19 protein-coding genes are annotated in these 16,985 nt (G+C 62.1%); 9 read left to right on the forward strand and 10 right to left on the reverse strand.

Features of this window, described 5'->3' with window-relative positions:
- Window positions 1–4 precede the first annotated feature (4 nt).
- Genes Q0974_RS07660 through Q0974_RS07670 form a run of 3 tightly spaced genes read right to left on the reverse strand, consistent with a single transcriptional unit; the run spans window position 5 to window position 2,254 of the window.
- Window positions 5–472, reverse strand: coding sequence for a hypothetical protein (locus Q0974_RS07660; protein WP_299324516.1), 468 nt, complete (start codon window positions 470–472; stop codon window positions 5–7).
- Window positions 447–932, reverse strand: coding sequence for an asparaginase domain-containing protein (locus Q0974_RS07665; RefSeq protein WP_366943583.1), 486 nt, complete (start codon window positions 930–932; stop codon window positions 447–449). The genes Q0974_RS07660 and Q0974_RS07665 overlap by 26 nt, the downstream gene beginning before the upstream one ends.
- A 14-nt stretch (window positions 933–946) precedes the next feature.
- A complete protein-coding gene (locus tag Q0974_RS07670; protein ID WP_299324518.1) occupies window positions 947–2,254 on the reverse strand; it encodes a homoserine dehydrogenase in 1,308 nt (435 codons plus the stop codon).
- An 84-nt stretch (window positions 2,255–2,338) separates the two neighbouring features.
- Between Q0974_RS07670 and Q0974_RS07675 the strand changes: the two genes are divergently transcribed.
- Both Q0974_RS07675 and Q0974_RS07680 read left to right on the forward strand, forming a co-directional pair.
- Window positions 2,339–3,130 (forward strand): NTP transferase domain-containing protein, encoded by a 792-nt coding sequence (locus Q0974_RS07675; RefSeq protein ID WP_299324521.1) that lies wholly within the window; start codon window positions 2,339–2,341, stop codon window positions 3,128–3,130.
- Window positions 3,131–3,132: 2 nt separating this feature from the next.
- Complete coding sequence (locus Q0974_RS07680) at window positions 3,133–3,927, forward strand: NTP transferase domain-containing protein (protein ID WP_299324523.1); 795 nt, start codon at window positions 3,133–3,135, stop codon at window positions 3,925–3,927.
- Here the strand turns inward: Q0974_RS07680 and Q0974_RS07685 are convergent.
- The 4 genes from Q0974_RS07685 to Q0974_RS07700 all read right to left on the reverse strand — a co-directional run bounded on the left by Q0974_RS07685 (window position 3,924) and on the right by Q0974_RS07700 (window position 7,044).
- Window positions 3,924–4,985 carry an alkane 1-monooxygenase gene (locus tag Q0974_RS07685; RefSeq protein ID WP_299324525.1) on the reverse strand — a complete coding sequence of 354 codons (1,062 nt, stop codon included), beginning with the start codon at window positions 4,983–4,985 and terminating at the stop codon, window positions 3,924–3,926. The two genes, Q0974_RS07680 and Q0974_RS07685, sit on opposite strands and share 4 nt — an antisense overlap.
- 50 nt (window positions 4,986–5,035) lie before the next feature.
- Window positions 5,036–5,500: a hypothetical protein gene (locus Q0974_RS07690; protein WP_299324527.1), complete on the reverse strand. Its 465-nt coding sequence runs from the start codon at window positions 5,498–5,500 to the stop codon at window positions 5,036–5,038.
- Window positions 5,501–5,586: 86 nt separating this feature from the next.
- Window positions 5,587–6,201, reverse strand: coding sequence for a 2-hydroxychromene-2-carboxylate isomerase (locus tag Q0974_RS07695; RefSeq protein WP_299324530.1), 615 nt, complete (start codon window positions 6,199–6,201; stop codon window positions 5,587–5,589).
- A gap of 432 nt (window positions 6,202–6,633) precedes the next feature.
- Window positions 6,634–7,044: a thioesterase family protein gene (locus Q0974_RS07700; RefSeq protein ID WP_299324532.1), complete on the reverse strand. Its 411-nt coding sequence runs from the start codon at window positions 7,042–7,044 to the stop codon at window positions 6,634–6,636.
- A gap of 49 nt (window positions 7,045–7,093) precedes the next feature.
- Here Q0974_RS07700 and Q0974_RS07705 point away from each other — a divergent pair, with 49 nt between their 5' ends.
- Complete coding sequence (locus Q0974_RS07705; protein ID WP_299324534.1) at window positions 7,094–7,627, forward strand: demethoxyubiquinone hydroxylase family protein; 534 nt, start codon at window positions 7,094–7,096, stop codon at window positions 7,625–7,627.
- Here the strand turns inward: Q0974_RS07705 and Q0974_RS07710 are convergent.
- Entirely contained in the window at window positions 7,624–8,832 is a 1,209-nt protein-coding gene (locus tag Q0974_RS07710) for an LL-diaminopimelate aminotransferase (protein WP_299324536.1), read from the reverse strand. The genes Q0974_RS07705 and Q0974_RS07710 overlap by 4 nt on opposite strands.
- A gap of 171 nt (window positions 8,833–9,003) precedes the next feature.
- Between Q0974_RS07710 and phaC the strand changes: the two genes are divergently transcribed.
- On the forward strand, window positions 9,004–10,806 hold the full coding sequence (gene phaC / locus Q0974_RS07715; protein ID WP_299324538.1) for a class I poly(R)-hydroxyalkanoic acid synthase: 1,803 nt from the start codon (window positions 9,004–9,006) through the stop codon (window positions 10,804–10,806).
- A 3-nt stretch (window positions 10,807–10,809) separates the two neighbouring features.
- On the opposite strand, the gene Q0974_RS07720 is transcribed toward phaC, so the two are convergent.
- Window positions 10,810–12,042: a hypothetical protein gene (locus Q0974_RS07720; protein WP_299324539.1), complete on the reverse strand. Its 1,233-nt coding sequence runs from the start codon at window positions 12,040–12,042 to the stop codon at window positions 10,810–10,812.
- 81 nt (window positions 12,043–12,123) lie between these two features.
- On the opposite strand from Q0974_RS07720, the gene Q0974_RS07725 reads away from it, so the two are divergent.
- From Q0974_RS07725 to murA, 5 genes are all read left to right on the forward strand, one after another.
- Complete coding sequence (locus Q0974_RS07725; RefSeq protein WP_299324540.1) at window positions 12,124–12,468, forward strand: PadR family transcriptional regulator; 345 nt, start codon at window positions 12,124–12,126, stop codon at window positions 12,466–12,468.
- Window positions 12,461–12,958, forward strand: a complete 498-nt coding sequence (locus Q0974_RS07730) for a hypothetical protein (protein ID WP_299324541.1) — start codon at window positions 12,461–12,463, stop codon at window positions 12,956–12,958. Before Q0974_RS07725 ends, Q0974_RS07730 begins: the two co-directional genes overlap by 8 nt.
- Before the next feature lie 254 nt (window positions 12,959–13,212).
- Complete coding sequence (locus Q0974_RS07735) at window positions 13,213–13,740, forward strand: phasin family protein (protein WP_299324542.1); 528 nt, start codon at window positions 13,213–13,215, stop codon at window positions 13,738–13,740.
- Between the two features lie 163 nt (window positions 13,741–13,903).
- Window positions 13,904–14,260 carry an ATP-dependent Clp protease adapter ClpS gene (gene clpS / locus Q0974_RS07740; RefSeq protein ID WP_299326240.1) on the forward strand — a complete coding sequence of 119 codons (357 nt, stop codon included), beginning with the start codon at window positions 13,904–13,906 and terminating at the stop codon, window positions 14,258–14,260.
- A 60-nt stretch (window positions 14,261–14,320) separates the two neighbouring features.
- Complete coding sequence (murA, locus tag Q0974_RS07745) at window positions 14,321–15,604, forward strand: UDP-N-acetylglucosamine 1-carboxyvinyltransferase (RefSeq protein WP_299324543.1); 1,284 nt, start codon at window positions 14,321–14,323, stop codon at window positions 15,602–15,604.
- A 159-nt stretch (window positions 15,605–15,763) separates the two neighbouring features.
- On the opposite strand, the gene Q0974_RS07750 is transcribed toward murA, so the two are convergent.
- A complete protein-coding gene (locus Q0974_RS07750; RefSeq protein ID WP_299326243.1) occupies window positions 15,764–16,969 on the reverse strand; it encodes a DUF445 domain-containing protein in 1,206 nt (401 codons plus the stop codon).
- Between the last annotated feature and the right edge of the window lie 16 nt (window positions 16,970–16,985).

The following is a 16,985-nucleotide window of genomic DNA, read 5'->3' on the forward strand; positions in this document are numbered from 1 at the left end:
TCCTTTAGTCATGTTTCGCGCGCGATAGGCCAGGGTCATGACATTGTCGAGAATCGGATGCGCGCTTTGTCTGTTGTTCGCCGCTTCTGCAGGGTCGACAATAGATCAGACACAGGCCGACGACATAATCGCGCGAGCTGAACAGCGATATGCGATAACCGATGACGAATGCGAGCGCCGGGGACGGCAAATCGTCGTCTGTGCGGATCAGAATGAGAATGACCGGTATCGCCTGCCGTTCGAAACGGCCATTCCTGGTGACCCCGACAATGAAGGTTTTTGGGCCGAACGTGAGCGCATTCAGGCCGCTCCGGGCACGTGCGAGCGTGGTGCCTTTTTTCAGGTCGGCTGCGGTGCGGTTGGCATCGGTATCGGCATTGGCGGCCGAAATACGGGATTGCAGACCGGCGGACTGCGCCGGGCAGGGCAATAGCCGCAATAAGCGCTCAATCGACGAACTTGCCGCCGGCACGGTCCTTGCGCGCGGTCGCGGGATCGAAAATCCGGCCGTTCATCGCGACATAAACGCCGGGCGGCAACGCCTGCACCGCTGCCAGCGCGAAACCGATATTGAACTCGGCGTCGCTATGCTTGAGCGAAGCCGGTTGCAGCGCGCCCGTCAGCACGATGGTCTTTCCGTCGATACCGCCGAGCATGCGCGCGGTCTCCACCATCGTGTCCGTGCCGTGCGTGATCAGGATGTGGTTCGCCTCGCTGTCTTCCGCCGCCTGGCGGATCGCCACGCGGTCTTCGCCGGTCAGGTCGAGGCTGTCTTTGCGCAGCAGCTGCGTCACGCGGTGATCGCACTGGACGTTATTCTGCCGCAGCATATCGGCGACCGCCGTGGGGCCGACCTGATATTCGGAGAGTGCGTCGAAATAGACTTTGTCGATCGTCCCGCCGGTCGTGAAAATATCGATCAGATCGCTCATCGCGCGATGGGCTCCTAAAGGTCCAGAATGTGCATGAGCATGGGTTCGCCCGCCAGGCTTTGCGAACCGCGCAGCCGGTCCAGCGCGTCGGTGACGCAGCGTTCCGGCCCTTCATGGGTGACCATGATCAGGCTGACCACATCGTCGCTATCCTCGCTGGGGTCGGCGCCGCTGCGCTGGATCATGCTTTCGATCGAGACATTCGCATCGCGCATCGCGGCCGTGATGTCGGCAAGAACGCCCGGCCGGTCATGGACGGCGAAGCGCAGATAGGCACGGCCGCGCCGGTCGCCCGCATCGGCCGGCCCGGTTTCGGACAATCGGGCGAACGGCATCGCGAAGGCCGGTCCATATTCGCCGCGCGCGACGTCGATCAGATCGGCGACGACGGCGCTGGCCGTTGGGCCTTCGCCCGCGCCCGGCCCTTCGAAGAACAGTCGCCCGACATAATTGCCCTGCGCGACGACAGCGTTGAGCGATCCTGCGACATGGGCGAGCGGGTGGGTGCGCGGAACGAGGCAGCAATGGACCCGCTGGAACAGCTTGCTGCCATGGCGCTCGGCCGTTCCCACCAATCGCACCTTGAAGCCGAGCGCCCGCGCCTCGACGATATCCTCGGCAATGACCTGTCGGATGCCACTTGTCGCCACAGAATCGAAATCGAGCTCCGTACCGAAGGCGAGGCTGGCGAGAATCGCGAGCTTGTGCGCGGCATCCACGCCATCAATGTCGAAAGTCGGATCGGCCTCGGCATATCCGAGCGCCTGCGCATCTGCGAGCACCTCCGCGAAGTCACTGCCCTTGGCTTCCATTTCGGTCAGGATGAAATTGCAGGTGCCGTTGAGGATGCCATAGACCGAAGTGATGGCGTTCGCCGCGGCGCCTTCGCGCAGGCCCTTGATGACCGGTATGCCGCCGGCGACTGCCGCCTCATATTTAAGCGCAACATTCGCCTTTTCCGCAGCGGCGGCGAGTTCGAGCCCGTGATGGGCAATCATGGCCTTGTTCGCGGTGACGAAGGATTTGCCAGCATTCAGCGTACCGCGCGCAAGGTTGAGCGCCGGGCCGTCCGCGCCGCCGATCAGCTCGGCGACGACATCGACATCGTCGCGCGCAGCGAGTGCATCGGGATCGTCTTCCCAGGCGAAGGGAGAGAGGTCGACGCCGCGATCCCGGCTACGGTCACGCGCCGACACGGCAGTAATCTCGATTGGCCGGCCCGCGCGCCGTTCGATCAGCTCGCGATTCTCGTCCAGAAGCTTGATGACACCCGCACCCACAGTGCCAAGGCCCGCCAACGCCACGCGCAGAGATTCGCCCATATCCTTCGCCCTTCAGCTCATGCCCTTTAAGTCGGGCAGGCCCGGCCTTAATTGTGTCCCGGTTCAAATGCTACCGGGCAAAATATGACGACCGACCATAAGCCGCCGACCATTCTCGTGCTTGCCGGCAAGCGCGACGGCACACTCGATCCGCTGGCCGAACGTGCCGGGGTTAGCCACAAGGCCATCGTTCCGATCGGCGGAAAGCCGCTGATCGGCCATGTCCTGGCGACGCTGGAACAGGCGTGGGACGATGCGAAAATCCTCGTATCGATCCACGATCCGGCGGTGCTGGACGGTGTCGCGGAGGTGCGGCGGCTGCAGGCGGCCGGGCGGCTGGAGATGCGAGCGGCCCAGCACGGGATCGTTGAGAGCATCGAGACGGCGGCCGAGGGCATAGACTGGCCGCTGCTGATCACCACCGGCGATAATGCGCTGACCACGGCCGAGGCGCTGCACGCGATCCATGCCAGCGGCGTCGAACAGCAGGCGGACGTCGTGCTGGGTCTGGCGAAGCGCGAAGATATCCAGGCTGCGCATCCGGACGGCCAATATGGCTTCTACCAGTTCAAGGATATCGCGATCTCGAACTGCAACCTGTTCTGGCTCGGCACCGCCAGCGCCTTTTCGGCGGTCGAAGCCTTTCGCAGCGGCGGGCAGTTTTTCAAAAATCGTGGCCGGATCATCAAGGCGTTCGGCCTTGGCAATATGATCCGTTTTCTTCTGAAGACGGAGACTGTCGACGGGGCGATGGGGCGGCTCTCGCAGCGCTTCGGCGTCAAGGTGATCGCACATCGGTTCACGGACGGGCGGCTCGCTATCGATGTCGACAATGAGCGCACCTATCGCGTTACCGAGGAGCTGCTTGGGGCCTGACGATGCGCGTACCGACGATCTTGGTATTGGCCGGGAAGCGCGATGGCGCGCTCGATCCGTTGGCCGAGCGGGCGGGGGTGAGCCACAAGGCAGTCATCCCCGTCGCCGGTAAGCCTTTGATCTCGCATGTGCTCGAACGGCTGGAAGAGGCGTGGGACGATGCGAAGATCATCGTGTCGATCCATGATCCCGCCGTTCTCGACCATGTGAACATCGTTCGCCGGTTGCGCGAGGCAGGGCGGCTGGACATCGTCGAGGCGGAAGCCGGGCTTGTCGAGAGTGTCGAGCGCGCGTCGCAGACCGTGCAATGGCCGCTACTGATCACAACCGGCGACAATGCGCTGACGACTGTCGAGGCGTTGCACGCCATTGCCGCTGTCGGCGATGAACGGCAGGCCGATGCGGTGATCGGCGTTGTCAGCAGCGAGGCGATCCAGGCGGCCTATCCCTATAAGCGGAAAGGCTTTTACGAGTTCAAGGATGTCGCAATTTCGAACTGCAATCTGTTCTGGCTGCGCGATGCGGGAGCGTTGGCTGCGGCCGAACCATTCCGCCGCGGGGGGCAGTTCGCCAAGCGCAAGGGCGAGTTGCGGCGCGCTTTCGGGCTGATGAACCTGATCCGCTTTCGGTTCAAACTGGATACGCTGGACGGCGCGATGGCGCGGCTATCGCGGCGCTTTGGCGTGCGCGCCGTGGCCCATCTGTTTGAAGATGGAAAACTGGCCATCGATGTCGATAATCAGGAAAGCCTGGAGGCGACCGAGGCGCTGATGGCCGCCGACAACGCAAGCGTCTAGCGCTGCGCCTCGGCGCGCTTCTCGAACTTGTCCAGCTCCCGATCCATCACGCGGAACCAGAGCGGCGGGATCGTCGCCATGGTGATCATGCCCGCCAATCCATAAGGGAATTGCGGCACGTCATCATAGTGGCGGAGCTTATAATAGGGCCGGTTGGACTGGTAATGATGGTCGGAATGGCGGCCGAGATTGAACATGTTGATGTTCGAGAGGATATGGCTCGAATTCCAGCTATGTTCGGGCTTGACGCGGGCATAGCTGCCATCGGGCTTGCGCTCCCGCACCATGCCATAATGTTCGGTATAGTTGATCGTCTCGAGCGCGATAATCGCGATAACGCTCTGGATCGCGAACAATAATAGGCTGGCCGGGCCGAGCAGGACGAAGATCGCCGCCATCAGCGCCAGCGTGAAGCTCCACCAGACGAGCATATGGTTGCGCAGCGACCAGGGCCCGATGCCCTTGCGCGCGAGCCGCTCTTTCTCGAGGCCCCAGGCGCTCTTGAAACCGCCGATGATCGTGCGCGGCAGGAAAGCGTAGAGCGTCTCGCCGCGCCGCGCGGTCGCCGGGTCTTCGGGCGTCGCGACGCGGACATGATGGCCGCGCACATGTTCGATGGCGAAATGCGGATAGCTGACCAGCGAGAGCAGCAGGAAGGAGAGCTGCCGCTTGTTCGCGCGGTTGCGGTGCATGAGCTCATGCGCCGTCACGATGCCGACGAAACCGCCATATTCGCCCATCAGCACGGCGAAGGCGGCAAATTCCCACCAGGCCAGTTCCGTCACCGATACCGCCCATAGCGCCCAGCCGACGAGCAGGATGAAGGACAGCGCCGTCAGGCCGACGATCAGGTCGTACCGCGCGATTTTGGGCGCTTCGAGCTGCGCGATCCGCGCCTCGGACGGCCAGCGGGACTCGCCTATCAGATGTTCGGCGGCCGGCAGCGCCAGATAGAGCAGCAACACCATTGCCACCAGCCATGGCCCGCCTGCGTAGAAGCCGGCGACGATGACGAGAGCCGTGAACAGCCCCACCGTATAGGCCAGTTGGTACCGCATTGCTCCAATATAAGAACGGGGGTCGGCCGACGCAATTTCGGCCGCGCAACCTACTCTTCCGCGCCTGCATCCACGCTGATCGTCACGCCGCGCCCCTCGTCATTCTCGATGCGGAATGTGCGTTGATTTTCGCCCGATTCGGTTTCGACGATCCGGCTGTCGCCATCGGTGCGGACGGCCACGACCTCCGCGTCCGCATCGGTGGCGTCTGTCTCGTCGGCTGCGGCGTTTTCGGTTTCTCCTGCCTCTTCCTCACCGGTTTCCTCCGACGCTTCGGCACTACGATCCCGGTCTTCGTCCTGCTCCCGGCCATCGCGCAAACCCGCCCGGACTTCCCGGCGGATCTCGTCGCCAAGTTCGCGCAGCTCCTCGCGGTCTTCGACGGAGATGGTAACGCGGTCGTCGCCGCCCCAGCCGTCATAATTCCAGGCGATCGCCGCCAGCGCGATGGCGCCGCCGATAAAGAGCGCGCGCTTTCGCCGCGGATCGGGTTCGGGTGTCGGTTCGGAAGTCACGATAATGTCCCTGATTCTCTCAGCGCACCTTACCGCGCGGATTGCGCGAACGGAAGCTGTGTTTGTCGACTAATACAGTGCTTTCGTCAGCCCGCCAGCTCGATGGCGCGCCTCACAAGGGGCAATTGGTCATTGCCGAAATACATGTCGGCGCCGTTTACGAAGATGCTCGGGCTGCCGAACCCGCCCCGCTCAATCACTTCGTCGGTATTGGCGCGCAGCCTGGCCTTGACCGCATCGTCTTGCGTCCGCGCGACGAGTGCTGCCCCGTCCATGCCGATGCCGTCCGCGATCGCCGCCAACACGTCCGGCTCGTCGAGATTTTCCTGCCGGTCGAAGTAGGCGGCGAAGGCCGCTTCGGCGAAACGGACGAGCGCCTCCTGATCCTCTTCCAGCGCGCAACAGGCCCGCATCGCATGGACGCTACGCACCGGATGCCAGGGCGCGGGAAAATTGAGCGGCAGGTTCGACCAGGCTGCCCAGTCGCGCAGGCTTTTCATGAAAAAGCGCGCCTTGGGCCCCTTGCTGTCCTCGCGCGCCGCATAGACGGACTGGTTGACGGCGTTGAACACGCCGCCGACCAGAAACGGCCGCCATGTGACTTCCGCGCCCGTCTCGTCGAGGATCGGGCGGATATTGTGAAAGGCCAGATAGGTCCAGGGGCTGGAAAGGTCGAAGAAGAATTCTACTTTTGCAGTCATGGTTTTCCTTTTTCCGACGCTGAAGACGTATCATGCCGTCATTGCGAGCGCAGCGAAGCAATCCAGAGCTGCAAGCTCCATCGCTAACTGCTCTGGATTGCCGCGTCGCTCCGCTCCTCGCAATGACGAAATCGCCATCGTCCCGTTTCCTGTTCCGTAACACTGGCATTCAAAAGTCACACACGCTAAAGCCGGAAAATCTTCCGCTTCCGATAGGCTATTACGGATGCCGGACGGCGGATGCTTACGCGCGTGGTCTTCCGTGTCGTCCGGTTGACACCGGTTGACACAGGCCGGCGGTGGCCCGCCCCTCCAATGCCTTGAAAAGAAGCCATTATGCGATTGCGCGTGTGACCTTTCGCCGGGCTGTGTCAGCGTCTCTCTCCGCCAGTGCTTTCATCTCTGCTCGTGCCGACTGTCCCGGCCCGCCTCCTATTTTGCAAGAAATCTCTCGCGCACATCGTCCGGGATCGGAATCGGCTTGCCGCTGTCGAGATCGACATGGACATGGACGAGTTCGATTGTTGCGCGCAGATCGTCTTCGCCGTCGAGGCCGTAGAGTCCGATTTCCGTCGTCACGCTGCTGCTGCCGATCCGCCCGGTGACCGCCGTCCCGTCGATCTCCTCGTCGGCGCGGATCGGCTGTTTGAACTCGACCACGGCTTTCACGACATGGAATTCGAGCGCCTGTTCGCCCGAAAAATGGATATCGATCGACCGCCAATATTCGGTGATGATCAGGTCCGCATATTCCAGATAGCGCGAATTGAAGACGACCGACTGCGGATCGACCTCGGCATAGCGGACGCGGAAACGATGGGTGAAGGGGTGGGTTTCAGGCATTTCCACCAATTGCTAGACATTTGAGAGAAGGGCAACCGGGAGACGAATCTTGGCAGGAAAAAGGAGAGCGAAGACCTATCCTGAAAAAGTTCTCAAGGTCGTAAACGCTGGAGAGCATGGTGCCGTCAACATCTACCGCGGGCAAATATGGGGTGCGACACTTTCCTGCCCATCGTACCGAACAGAGCTCCGAGAATTCATGGCCCATGAGCAGGAGCATCGGGCAATATTCCAAGCGGAACTCGACGCACGCAGTGTACGCCGTTGTACGAGCTATGGTTTGTGTGGCCTTGGAGGGCTTGTGCTGGGATTTTTCACCGGGATGTTGGGAAAGCGTACCATCGCAGTGACAACCGTTGCTGTCGAAAGAGTCGTCCTGCGACACCTTGAAGACTATCGCGAGCGCCTGAAAGACAGTGATCGTCAAGCTTATGACGCGCTTTCGAAAATCGTGGAAGATGAGCAGGAACATCATGATGCAACCGAGCGTGCTGCCGGTCGCCCTGGGCCGTTTCTTTGGGTCGTCGGAGCGATTGTCTCGCTCTCGACTGAAGCCGTTATCTGGACTGGGATGAAGATTTAGCCAGTATCAGAACCCGCGCTGTTCGAACGGAACCCCTCCAGATACTTCTTGATCCCGCGCGCCGCTTGCCGGATGCGCTGCTCATTCTCGACGAGCGCGATACGCACGAACCCTTCGCCTTCCTCGCCGAAGCCGACGCCCGGGCTTACTGCCACGCCCGCATGGCGCAGCAGGTCTTTCGAAAATTCCATCGCGCCCATATGCGCGCATTGTTCGGGGATCGGGGCCCAGGCGAACATGCTGGCTTCGGGGGAGGGGACGTCCCAGCCCGCGCGGCCGAAGCTTTCGACCATCACGTCGCGGCGATTGCGATACATGGTGCGGTTATGCTCGATAATGTCCTGCGGCCCGTTAAGCGCCGCGACGGCGGCGACCTGGATTGGCGTGAAGGCGCCATAGTCGAGATAGCTCTTCACCCGTGTCAGCGCGCTGATCAGATGTTCGTTGCCGACCGCGAAGCCCATGCGCCAGCCGGCCATGCTGTACGTTTTCGACATGCTCGTGAACTCGACCGCGACCTCCTTGGCGCCCGGCACCTGCAACAGCGAGGGCGTCGGCGTGTCGCCATAATAGAGCTCGGCATAGGCGAGATCGCTGATGATCCAGAGCTCATGCGCCTTCGCGAATTCGACAACTTTCCGGTAGAAATCGAGATCGGCGACATAGGCGGTCGGGTTGGACGGATAACCCATGACGAGTACCGATGGCTTGGGTACGCTGTAGGCCATCGAATAGCGGAGCCGGTCAAAAAACTGTGGCCCGGGCGAGGCCGGGATCGATCGGATCGCGGCGCCGGCGATGATGAAACCGAAGGTGTGGATCGGGTAGGAGGGATTCGGCGCGAGCACGACATCGCCGGGTGCGGTGATGGCTTGCGCAAGATTGGCGAGGCCCTCCTTCGATCCCAGCGTGACGACGACTTCCGTGTCGGGATCGAGATCGACATCGAACCGGCGCTTGTAATAGGCGGCCTGCGCCTTGCGGAGGCCCGGAATGCCCTTCGACGCGCTGTAGCGATGCGCGGTCGGATCGTTGGCGACTTCGGAGAGCTTGTCGATCACATGCTGGGCCGGCGGCGTGTCCGGATTGCCCATGCCGAGATCGATGATGTCCTCGCCCCGCGCCCGTGCCGCGGCCTTCATCGCGTTCACTTCGGCGAAGACATAGGGCGGCAGGCGGCGGATGCGGTAGAAATCGGTGTTCATGGTGGGGTGCTAATAGCGAGAACTTCTCCCATCGTCATGCTGAACTTGTTTCAGCATCAACTTCGCAGATTGCGAGGACAGTGCCGACCGAGGAGTGGACCCTGAAACAAGTTCAGGGTGACGGGTGTTTCTTGTGGCCTCGTCGAGTAAAGTACGCGAACGGAGATGATCATGGCCGACGAAACAGACACCCCAACCCAACCATCCCTCCCCACCCTGGAAGACATGCAGCATTGGACCGGCGTGCTCGGGCGGGCGCAGCAGATGATGCTCGAATATGGCGCGCGGCAGATGCAGCGGGCGCAGGAGACGGGCGTCGAGAAGTTGGGCGAGGCCGTGCCGGCGGCGGGCCGGTTGCCGGACTTTCCGGCGATGACGCTCGATCCGGAAAAGCTGGCAAAAGCGCAGACCGATTTCTGGGAGGACAGCCTCAAGCTCTGGACGCGTTTCCTCAATCCCGGGGACGGCGATGCGGAAGGCGAAGACGCACCGCCCCAGCGCCCGGATCGCCGCTTCGCCGCGCCGCAATGGCAGAACAATCCGGTCTTCGACATGATCCGGCAAAGCTATCTGGTGATCGCCGATCATATGCTGCGCAGCGTCGATGCGATCGACGGGGCCGACCCGAAACAGAAGGAGCAGATCCGCTTCGCGACGCAGCAGTTTGTCGATGCGATGAGCCCGAGCAATTTCGCCCTGACCAATCCGGCGGTGCTCGAAAAGGCGGCCGAGACCAAGGGGCAGAGCTTTCTCAAGGGGCTCGAGAATATGCTGACGGATCTCGACAAGGGGCAGCTCACCCATACCGATCCCGACGCCTTCACGCTGGGCGAGAATATCGCGACGACGCCGGGCAAGGTCGTCAAGGAAACGCCACTCTACCAGCTAATCCAGTATGCGCCGGTGACGAAAAAGGTGTTTGAGACGCCGCTGATCATCTTCCCGCCCTGGATCAACCGCTTCTACATTCTCGATCTCAACGAGAAAAAGAGCTTCATCCGCTGGGCCGTGGCGCAGGGCATCACGGTGTTCGTCGTCTCCTGGAAATCGGCGGACGAGAGCATGGCCGACGTCACGATGGACGACTATGTCGTGCGCGGGCAGGTCGATGCGATCGATACGGTGCGCGATCTGCTCGGCGTCGAGAGCGTCAATGCGATCGGCTATTGCGTGGCGGGTACGACGCTGGCGATGACTTTGGCCTGGCTGGCGGCGCAAGGCGAGGCGGACAAGGTGGAGAGCGCTACCTTCTTCACGGCCCAGGTCGATTTCACCGAGGCCGGCGATCTGCAACTGTTCATCGACGATATCCAGGCCAAGCTCATCGAGCAGCTCGGCGAGGGGGATGGCTATCTCGACGGGCGCTACATGGCCGCGACGTTCAACCTGCTGCGCGGGCGTGATCTGATCTGGAACTATGTCGTCAATAACTATCTGATGGGCGAGGAATATCCCGCATTCGACTTGCTCCACTGGAATGGCGATACGACGAACCTGCCGGCGAAATGGCACCGCAACTATCTGCGCGACTTCTACCGCGACAATAAGCTGGCCGAGCCCGGCGGATTGTCGGTGGACGGTACGCCGATCGATATCCGCACGGTCAAAACGCCATCCTATGTGCAGGCCGGGCGGGAGGATCATATCGCGCCGCCCGAAAGCGTCTGGAAGATTACGGAGCATTTCGCCGGGCCGCTGAAATTTGTGCTCGCCGGCTCAGGCCATATCGCCGGTGTCGTCAATCCGCCTGACGCCAAGAAATACCAATATTGGACGAACAGGAAACGCACCGAGACGCTCGAAGAGTTTATCGCCGGGGCGAAGGAAACGCCGGGCAGCTGGTGGGCGGACTGGCTGAAATGGCTCGAAGGCCATGCGGGCGGGAAGATCGAGGCGAAGGGCGCGCGCAAGCCCGGCAAGGGCAAGCTCAAGGCGCTGGAAGATGCGCCGGGCAGCTATGTGAAGACGCGCTAAGGGCTAGTCGCTCCCGAGTTCCGCCCGCACTTCGTGCAATCGGCGGAGGCCCGCAAGCCAGCTGTCCAGTGCCGGGCGGCAGCTTTCCTCGGCCCAGCGGCATAGTCCGATCGTTTCCAACACTTCTTCATAGCGGTCGGCGAATTCCGGCATGCCTTCGGCGCGCAGCGCATCGCCGAAGATAGCCGCGACCTCCGGTTCCCAGTCGAACAGCTGGAAGACAGTCGCCGCGCGCAACTGCGGGTCTTCGGCGAATATCCCGGCCATGTCTTCGAAGAAGAGCCGCTGATTGTCGGCACTGGCGCCCGTCCGGTTGGCGGCCGGATCGTCATAGCCGGCCGGACAGCCCAGTTCCTGGAAGAAAATCTCCTTCTGCCCGGCAAGGCCTTTGATCCGCTCGATTTCGGCGCGCCAGAATGCAGGATCGTCAGGGCTGCCATCGGCGCGCGAGCAGTAAAAATTGAACGACGCGATATCGAAAAGTGGCATCAGCGCGTCGACAAGCGCGCGGCTTTCGGGATCGACGGTGAAGGTCAGTGTGACGGCGAGGTCGGGATCGAGGCGATTGGCCGTCGCCGCGCCGCGCGCGAAAAAATCATGCGCGGCTAAGGTCGGAATATCGGTATCGCGGATCGGGATATCGGCCTCATTGCCCAGTGCCAGGCCCCACACCTCTCGCTCGGTGAGGCGCGGCACGAGCCATGCCAGCAATGCTTCGAACCGGTCCAACAGTTCCGGCGAGTCGATGGTCAGCCCGTCCCGCAGCCCATCCGCGTCGTCCGACAGGTCTTCGGGGATCGTGAAGCCTTCGGAATCGAGCGTCGAGAGCGTTACGAACAGGCGAACATCGCCGCGGCCCGCGCGGTCCAGCACTTCGTCTAGCGCATCTGCATCGAACCGGCCCGGCGACGGTTCCAGATCGCGCCAATCGATTTGCGCGCGGCCGATCGTCATGCCCGCTGCGATCGCCGCGTCGCGCAGCCGGTCGGCACGATCGCGGCTTTGCGCATCGAACCGGTTGAAGCCATCGATCACGCCCATATGCGGACCCGGCGGCAAGCGTGGAATAGCGCTGGTCTGCGTTGGCGGCGCGGGAAGAGCGGGCGGGAAGTCCACGATTTGCGGTGCGGGCGGGGGTGGTGCGGCATCGCTGCCACCGCAACCGGCCAAGGCGCTCGCGGTCAGGATTGCAGCGCCCTGGGCCAGCCGGATAGCGAATCGATATATCGTTACCATGTAATACAGAGTAGCTTGCTATCAGCGCGATGCAAGCTATTTTGTATTGCAGAGTAACGAACGTTGGTTAAGAGAAAGCGGATGGATGCGAATGACGGCTGGACGAAACAGATGCGCAAGGGCACGGCGGAGCTCTGCGTGCTCGCCATTCTCGCGCGCCGCGAATCCTATGGCTACGAAATTCTCCAGCAGATTCGCCGCCAGCCATCCATCGCGCTGCAGGAAAGCACGCTCTACCTGCTGCTCGGCCGATTGCTGAAGGATGGGCTTGTATCGGCTCGGATGAGGAAATCGGGCGAGGGGCCGCCGCGCCGCTATTTCGAGCTGACCGCGCTCGGGCGGGAGCGGCTCGCCGATATGAGCGCTTTCTGGCACGGCTTTTCGGCCGATGTATCGGAACTCATCAAGGAGACGCCGGATGACTGAACTCGATCCCGCCGCCGAGCGCACGCTCGACCGGCGGCTCAAGGCGATTGCCAAACGGCTCGGCAAGGCCGGCCATGACGCCGAAGACATCGATATCGTCGTCGACGGATTGCGCGAGCAGGTGCATGATATGATTGCGAGCGGCGACGCCGCAGATGCCGGCGCGATCGATGCCGCACTCGATTCGCTGGAACGATCCGCCGACTGGTCCGAAGGGGCCGGCGCTGACTCCGGGCACGGTCTGGCGAAACTCGCGCTGGGAATCGCCTGTGCGACGGCTCCGGCAGCGATTATCGGCGCGATGATCGCGGACGCAATGGGCGGCGATGGCGGCGCGATATTGGTCACCACAGGCCTGGCCGGCTTCGCAGTCGCACTGATCCTGTCCGTGTTGCACAGACGGACCGTCTATGGCCGCGCGGCATTCGTTCTCAGCACAATCGGGCTGGCGCTTTTTGTACTGCTCCTTATATGGTCCGTGATTGGCTGATAATGCAGTATTATACTTAAAAACAAAGCGTTAATGGTCGTCATCGTCTGCGGAATCTGAGCATCGAACTGCACAAACAGCGGCGGTGAAATCGTTTTCCGCTACATTTATGTTGCAGTGCACAAAAAACTGCTTGCAATCGCGCGAATCATCCTATATTGTGCAATGCAACATAAGAGATTGAAGGGCTGCTTTTCGTTAGGGCCCAACATAACCAGGCCGCTAATGTGGGCCGCAGAAAAAGGAAGACGAAAATGGCTACGAAGAAGACGAAGACCGCCAAGGCGACGAACACGAAAACCGCCAACCGCGTCGAAGAAGCGATGGAAACCGCCAGCGAGCGCGTGAAGGAAACCGCTGAAAAGACCCGTGAGCGCGTCGAAGAATTCGTTGCGCAGGCGCAGGATCGCGCCAAGGAAACCGCCGAGAAGGTTTCGGCTTTCGGCACCGACATGGTCGAGTTCCAGAAGGCGAACATCGAAGCGATGGTCGAAAGCGGCAAGATCACCGCCAAGGGCATGCAGGATATCGCCAAGCAGAACGCTGAATATGCGCGCGAAAATCTGGAAAATGCCAGCAACGCGATGCAGGGTTATGCGTCGGTCAAGTCGCCCCGCGATCTGATCGAAATGCAGAATGAGCGCGCCCGTGCCGGCTTCGACACGATGGTGTCGCAGGCGTCGCACAACACCGAAGCGATGATCAAGCTGGCCGGCGAAGCCTTCCAGCCGATCTCCGATCGCTTCGCTGCTGCGATGGAAAACTTCCGCAAGGCTGCCTAACCGCCAGGCATATTTGCGAAGATGAAAGGGGCCGCTCCGGTATCGGGGCGGCCCTTTTTCTGTTTGCGGCTGCCGAATCCGCGCCACAGACCGGCAGATAATGGGCGTGAACCGCGATTCGCCCCCTTGCGTCCCGGTGCCGCTTCACGATATTTATTCCGACATGCTCGACAGCCTCGTAATCTCTGCAGCGGATGACCGCGACGAAGACGATGGTGCCGGCGACGGCACGGTCGGCGTCGCGACGCAGACGCGCACGCGCACGAAGAAGCCCTCGCCCTACAAGGTGCTGATGCTGAACGACGATTTCACGCCGATGGAGTTTGTCGTGCATGTGCTGCAGCGCTTTTTCGGGATGAGCATGGACGATGCGACGCGGGTCATGCTGCATGTCCATCAGCGCGGCGTCGGCGTATGCGGGGTGTTCAGCTACGAAGTCGCCGAGACCAAGGTGAACCAGGTCATCGATTTCGCCCGCGAGAACCAGCATCCGCTGCAATGTACGCTGGAAAAGGCGTGACGCGATAAATCCTGCCCGGCGCGGGATTGCACAGCGCCGAGCTTTCGCTAGAAGCCGCGCATGGACAGTATCGTTATCCGCGGTGGCAATCGCCTTTCCGGCACACTCAAAATCTCCGGCGCGAAGAATGCCGTGCTCACGCTCATGCCGTGCGCGCTGTTGACCGATGAAATTCTGACGCTCGAAAACCTGCCGCGCCTCGCCGATGTCGACGGCTTTATGCACTTGCTGAACCAGCATGGCGCATCGACGATGCTCAAGGGCGCGCGCAATGGTGGCTTTGGCCGGGCGATGACGATCAAGGCCAAGGATATCGCATCGACCGTCGCGCCCTATGATTTCGTCCGCAAGATGCGCGCGTCGATCCTCGTACTCGGGCCGCTGGTCGCGCGGGCGGGCGAGGCGACCGTCTCGATGCCGGGCGGCTGCGCGATCGGCAATCGGCCGATCGATCTGCATCTCAAAGCGCTGGAGGCGCTGGGCGCGGAGATCGAACTGGCGGCCGGCTATGTGAAGGCGAGCGCGCCCGATGGCGGGCTCAGGGGCGGGACGATATCCTTCCCCGTCGTGTCTGTCGGCGCGACGGAAAATGCGGTTATGGCGGCCGTGCTCGCCAAGGGCGAGACGGTGATCGAAAATGCGGCGCGCGAGCCGGAGATTGTCGACCTGTGCAACTGTCTGGTTGCGATGGGCGCGGAGATCGAAGGGATCGGCACCGACCGGCTCGTCATCCACGGTAAAGACAGGCTGCACGGCGCGACCTACAGCGTGATGCCGGACCGGATCGAGGCGGGCAGCTATGCCTGCGCGGCGGCGATTACGGGCGGCGAACTCATGCTGTCCGGTGCGCGCGGGGCGGACATGCCGTCGATCATCGCGGGCCTGCGCGATGTCGGGCTGGCGGTCGAGGAGCTCGACGATGGCGTGAAGGTGACGGCCAATGGCCGGCTCGATCCGGCGACGATTTCGACCGCGCCGTTCCCCGGTTTTCCGACCGACATGCAGGCGCAATTCATGGCGATGCTGACGTTGGCCAACGGCACAAGCATGCTGACCGAAACGATTTTCGAGAACCGCTATATGCACGTGCCCGAGCTCGCGCGGATGGGCGCGGATATCGAGGTACGCGGGCGCACGGCGGTGGTGAAGGGCGTGGACGAGCTGGTCGGTGCGAACGTTATGGCGACCGATCTGCGCGCCTCGATGAGCCTTGTTCTTGCGGGTCTCGCGGCAAAGGGCGAGACGAAGGTGCTGCGCGTCTATCATCTCGATCGGGGCTACGAACGGCTCGAGGAGAAACTCAGCGGCGTCGGCGCCGATATCGAGCGCGTCAGCGAGGGGTAAGAGATTTTATTGTCAGGATCTCCCTATCGGGAAATCGCGGCACCAGCCCTCTCCCCCTCCCGACCTCCCAACCAGGGTACACTCAATGGGAGGTCGGGAGGGGGAGAGGGCTGGTGCGGCGATTTTCCGCCAGGAAAATTCTGACAAACTAGCTCCCGCTCAGAAAATCACGATGATTGTGTGGATGGTCAGGCCGACCAGTCCGCCGACCAGCGTTCCGTTCATCCGGATATATTGCAGATCGCGGCTGACGGCGTTTTCGACGCGGTCGGTGATCGTTTTCGCGTCCCAGCTTTTTACGGTTTCGGAGACCAGCCGAACGATGCTGTCGCCATAATCGGCGACGGCGCCAACCGTCGCGCGGCGGGCAAAGCTGTTGATCGCGCGCCGGATTTCGGGATCGTCCTGCAGCGTCCGGCCGAGTTCCTGCAGCGCCTCGCCGAACCGGCCTTCCATCGCGCGGTCTGGGTCGCGCGCGGCGCGGAGCAGCGCTTCGCGCGCCTGTTCCCATAACCCGTCCAACCATTCTGTGACCGCCGGATTGTCGATCATCTCCAGCTTGAACTGTTCCACTCGCGCGCGCGTCTCGTCGTCATGCTGGAGATCAAAGGCTAAGCGGACAAAGCCTTCATTGGCTTGATCGCGGAGCGGATGGTGCGGATCGCCTTCCATCTGCACGAGCAACCGGCGCAGGCCGTTGATGATCGCGTCGGACAGCCGGTCGTCGATCGCGAGCCAGCGCATGAAATTATTGGCCCGCTCATAGACCATGGCGCGGACGATTTCCTCGTTGGAATCGAGGATATTGGCCGCCCAGCGGACGAGGCCGTCGACAACGGGCACATGCCGATCCTCGCGCATCGCGGCAACCATCGACTGGCCGAGCAGCGGTGCGACATCGAGTTCGCGCAGCCGGTTGGCGATCATCGTCTTGGTCGTACCACCGAGTCTCTCATCGTCGAGATTTTCGAGGATCATCGCGATCAGTTTGGACGCGCCCTCGCGCATCCGCCCGCTGCCGCCCTCGGGATTGGTCAGGAAGTTGCCGATCGCGCCGGCGACGTCGAAGCGCTTCATGCGCCGGGCGACGACGGCGGGGGTGAGGAAATTATCGCGCAGGAACCAGGCCAGTTGCTCGCCGATCTGGTCCTTTTTGCGCGGGACGATCGCGGTGTGCGGAATCGGTATACCCATCGGGTGACGGAACAATGCGGTCACGGCGAACCAGTCAGCCAGCCCGCCGACAAGACCGGCCTCGGCAAAGGCGCGGACGAAACCCCAGGCCGGATGCGCGTCCTCCATATTGTGCGCGAGCACGAATATGCCGGCCATGAGGAACAGCATCGCCGTCGCTGTCCGGCGCATCGCGCGCCCGCGGTCT

It is taken from the genome of Parasphingopyxis sp., assembly GCF_028279465.1.
In the GTDB taxonomy this organism is placed as follows: Bacteria; Pseudomonadota; Alphaproteobacteria; order Sphingomonadales; family Sphingomonadaceae; genus Parasphingopyxis.

Bases quoted from the DNA above. Each gene is read 5' to 3' on its own strand.
- Q0974_RS07685 (WP_299324525.1), bottom strand. From the start codon at position 4,985: ATGCGGTACCAACTGGCCTATACGGTGGGGCTGTTCACGGCTCTCGTC.
- clpS (WP_299326240.1), top strand. From the start codon at position 13,904: ATGCTCGACAGCCTCGTAATCTCTGCAGCGGATGACCGCGACGAAGAC.
- Q0974_RS07680 (WP_299324523.1), top strand. From the start codon at position 3,133: ATGCGCGTACCGACGATCTTGGTATTGGCCGGGAAGCGCGATGGCGCG.
- Q0974_RS07665 (WP_366943583.1), bottom strand. From the start codon at position 932: ATGAGCGATCTGATCGATATTTTCACGACCGGCGGGACGATCGACAAA.
- Q0974_RS07675 (WP_299324521.1), top strand. From the start codon at position 2,339: ATGACGACCGACCATAAGCCGCCGACCATTCTCGTGCTTGCCGGCAAG.
- Q0974_RS07750 (WP_299326243.1), bottom strand. From the start codon at position 16,969: ATGCGCCGGACAGCGACGGCGATGCTGTTCCTCATGGCCGGCATATTC.
- Q0974_RS07730 (WP_299324541.1), top strand. From the start codon at position 12,461: ATGACTGAACTCGATCCCGCCGCCGAGCGCACGCTCGACCGGCGGCTC.
- murA (WP_299324543.1), top strand. From the start codon at position 14,321: ATGGACAGTATCGTTATCCGCGGTGGCAATCGCCTTTCCGGCACACTC.
- phaC (WP_299324538.1), top strand. From the start codon at position 9,004: ATGGCCGACGAAACAGACACCCCAACCCAACCATCCCTCCCCACCCTG.
- Q0974_RS07700 (WP_299324532.1), bottom strand. From the start codon at position 7,044: ATGCCTGAAACCCACCCCTTCACCCATCGTTTCCGCGTCCGCTATGCC.
- Q0974_RS07670 (WP_299324518.1), bottom strand. From the start codon at position 2,254: ATGGGCGAATCTCTGCGCGTGGCGTTGGCGGGCCTTGGCACTGTGGGT.
- Q0974_RS07720 (WP_299324539.1), bottom strand. From the start codon at position 12,042: ATGGTAACGATATATCGATTCGCTATCCGGCTGGCCCAGGGCGCTGCA.
- Q0974_RS07725 (WP_299324540.1), top strand. From the start codon at position 12,124: ATGGATGCGAATGACGGCTGGACGAAACAGATGCGCAAGGGCACGGCG.
- Q0974_RS07695 (WP_299324530.1), bottom strand. From the start codon at position 6,201: ATGACTGCAAAAGTAGAATTCTTCTTCGACCTTTCCAGCCCCTGGACC.
- Q0974_RS07735 (WP_299324542.1), top strand. From the start codon at position 13,213: ATGGCTACGAAGAAGACGAAGACCGCCAAGGCGACGAACACGAAAACC.
- Q0974_RS07710 (WP_299324536.1), bottom strand. From the start codon at position 8,832: ATGAACACCGATTTCTACCGCATCCGCCGCCTGCCGCCCTATGTCTTC.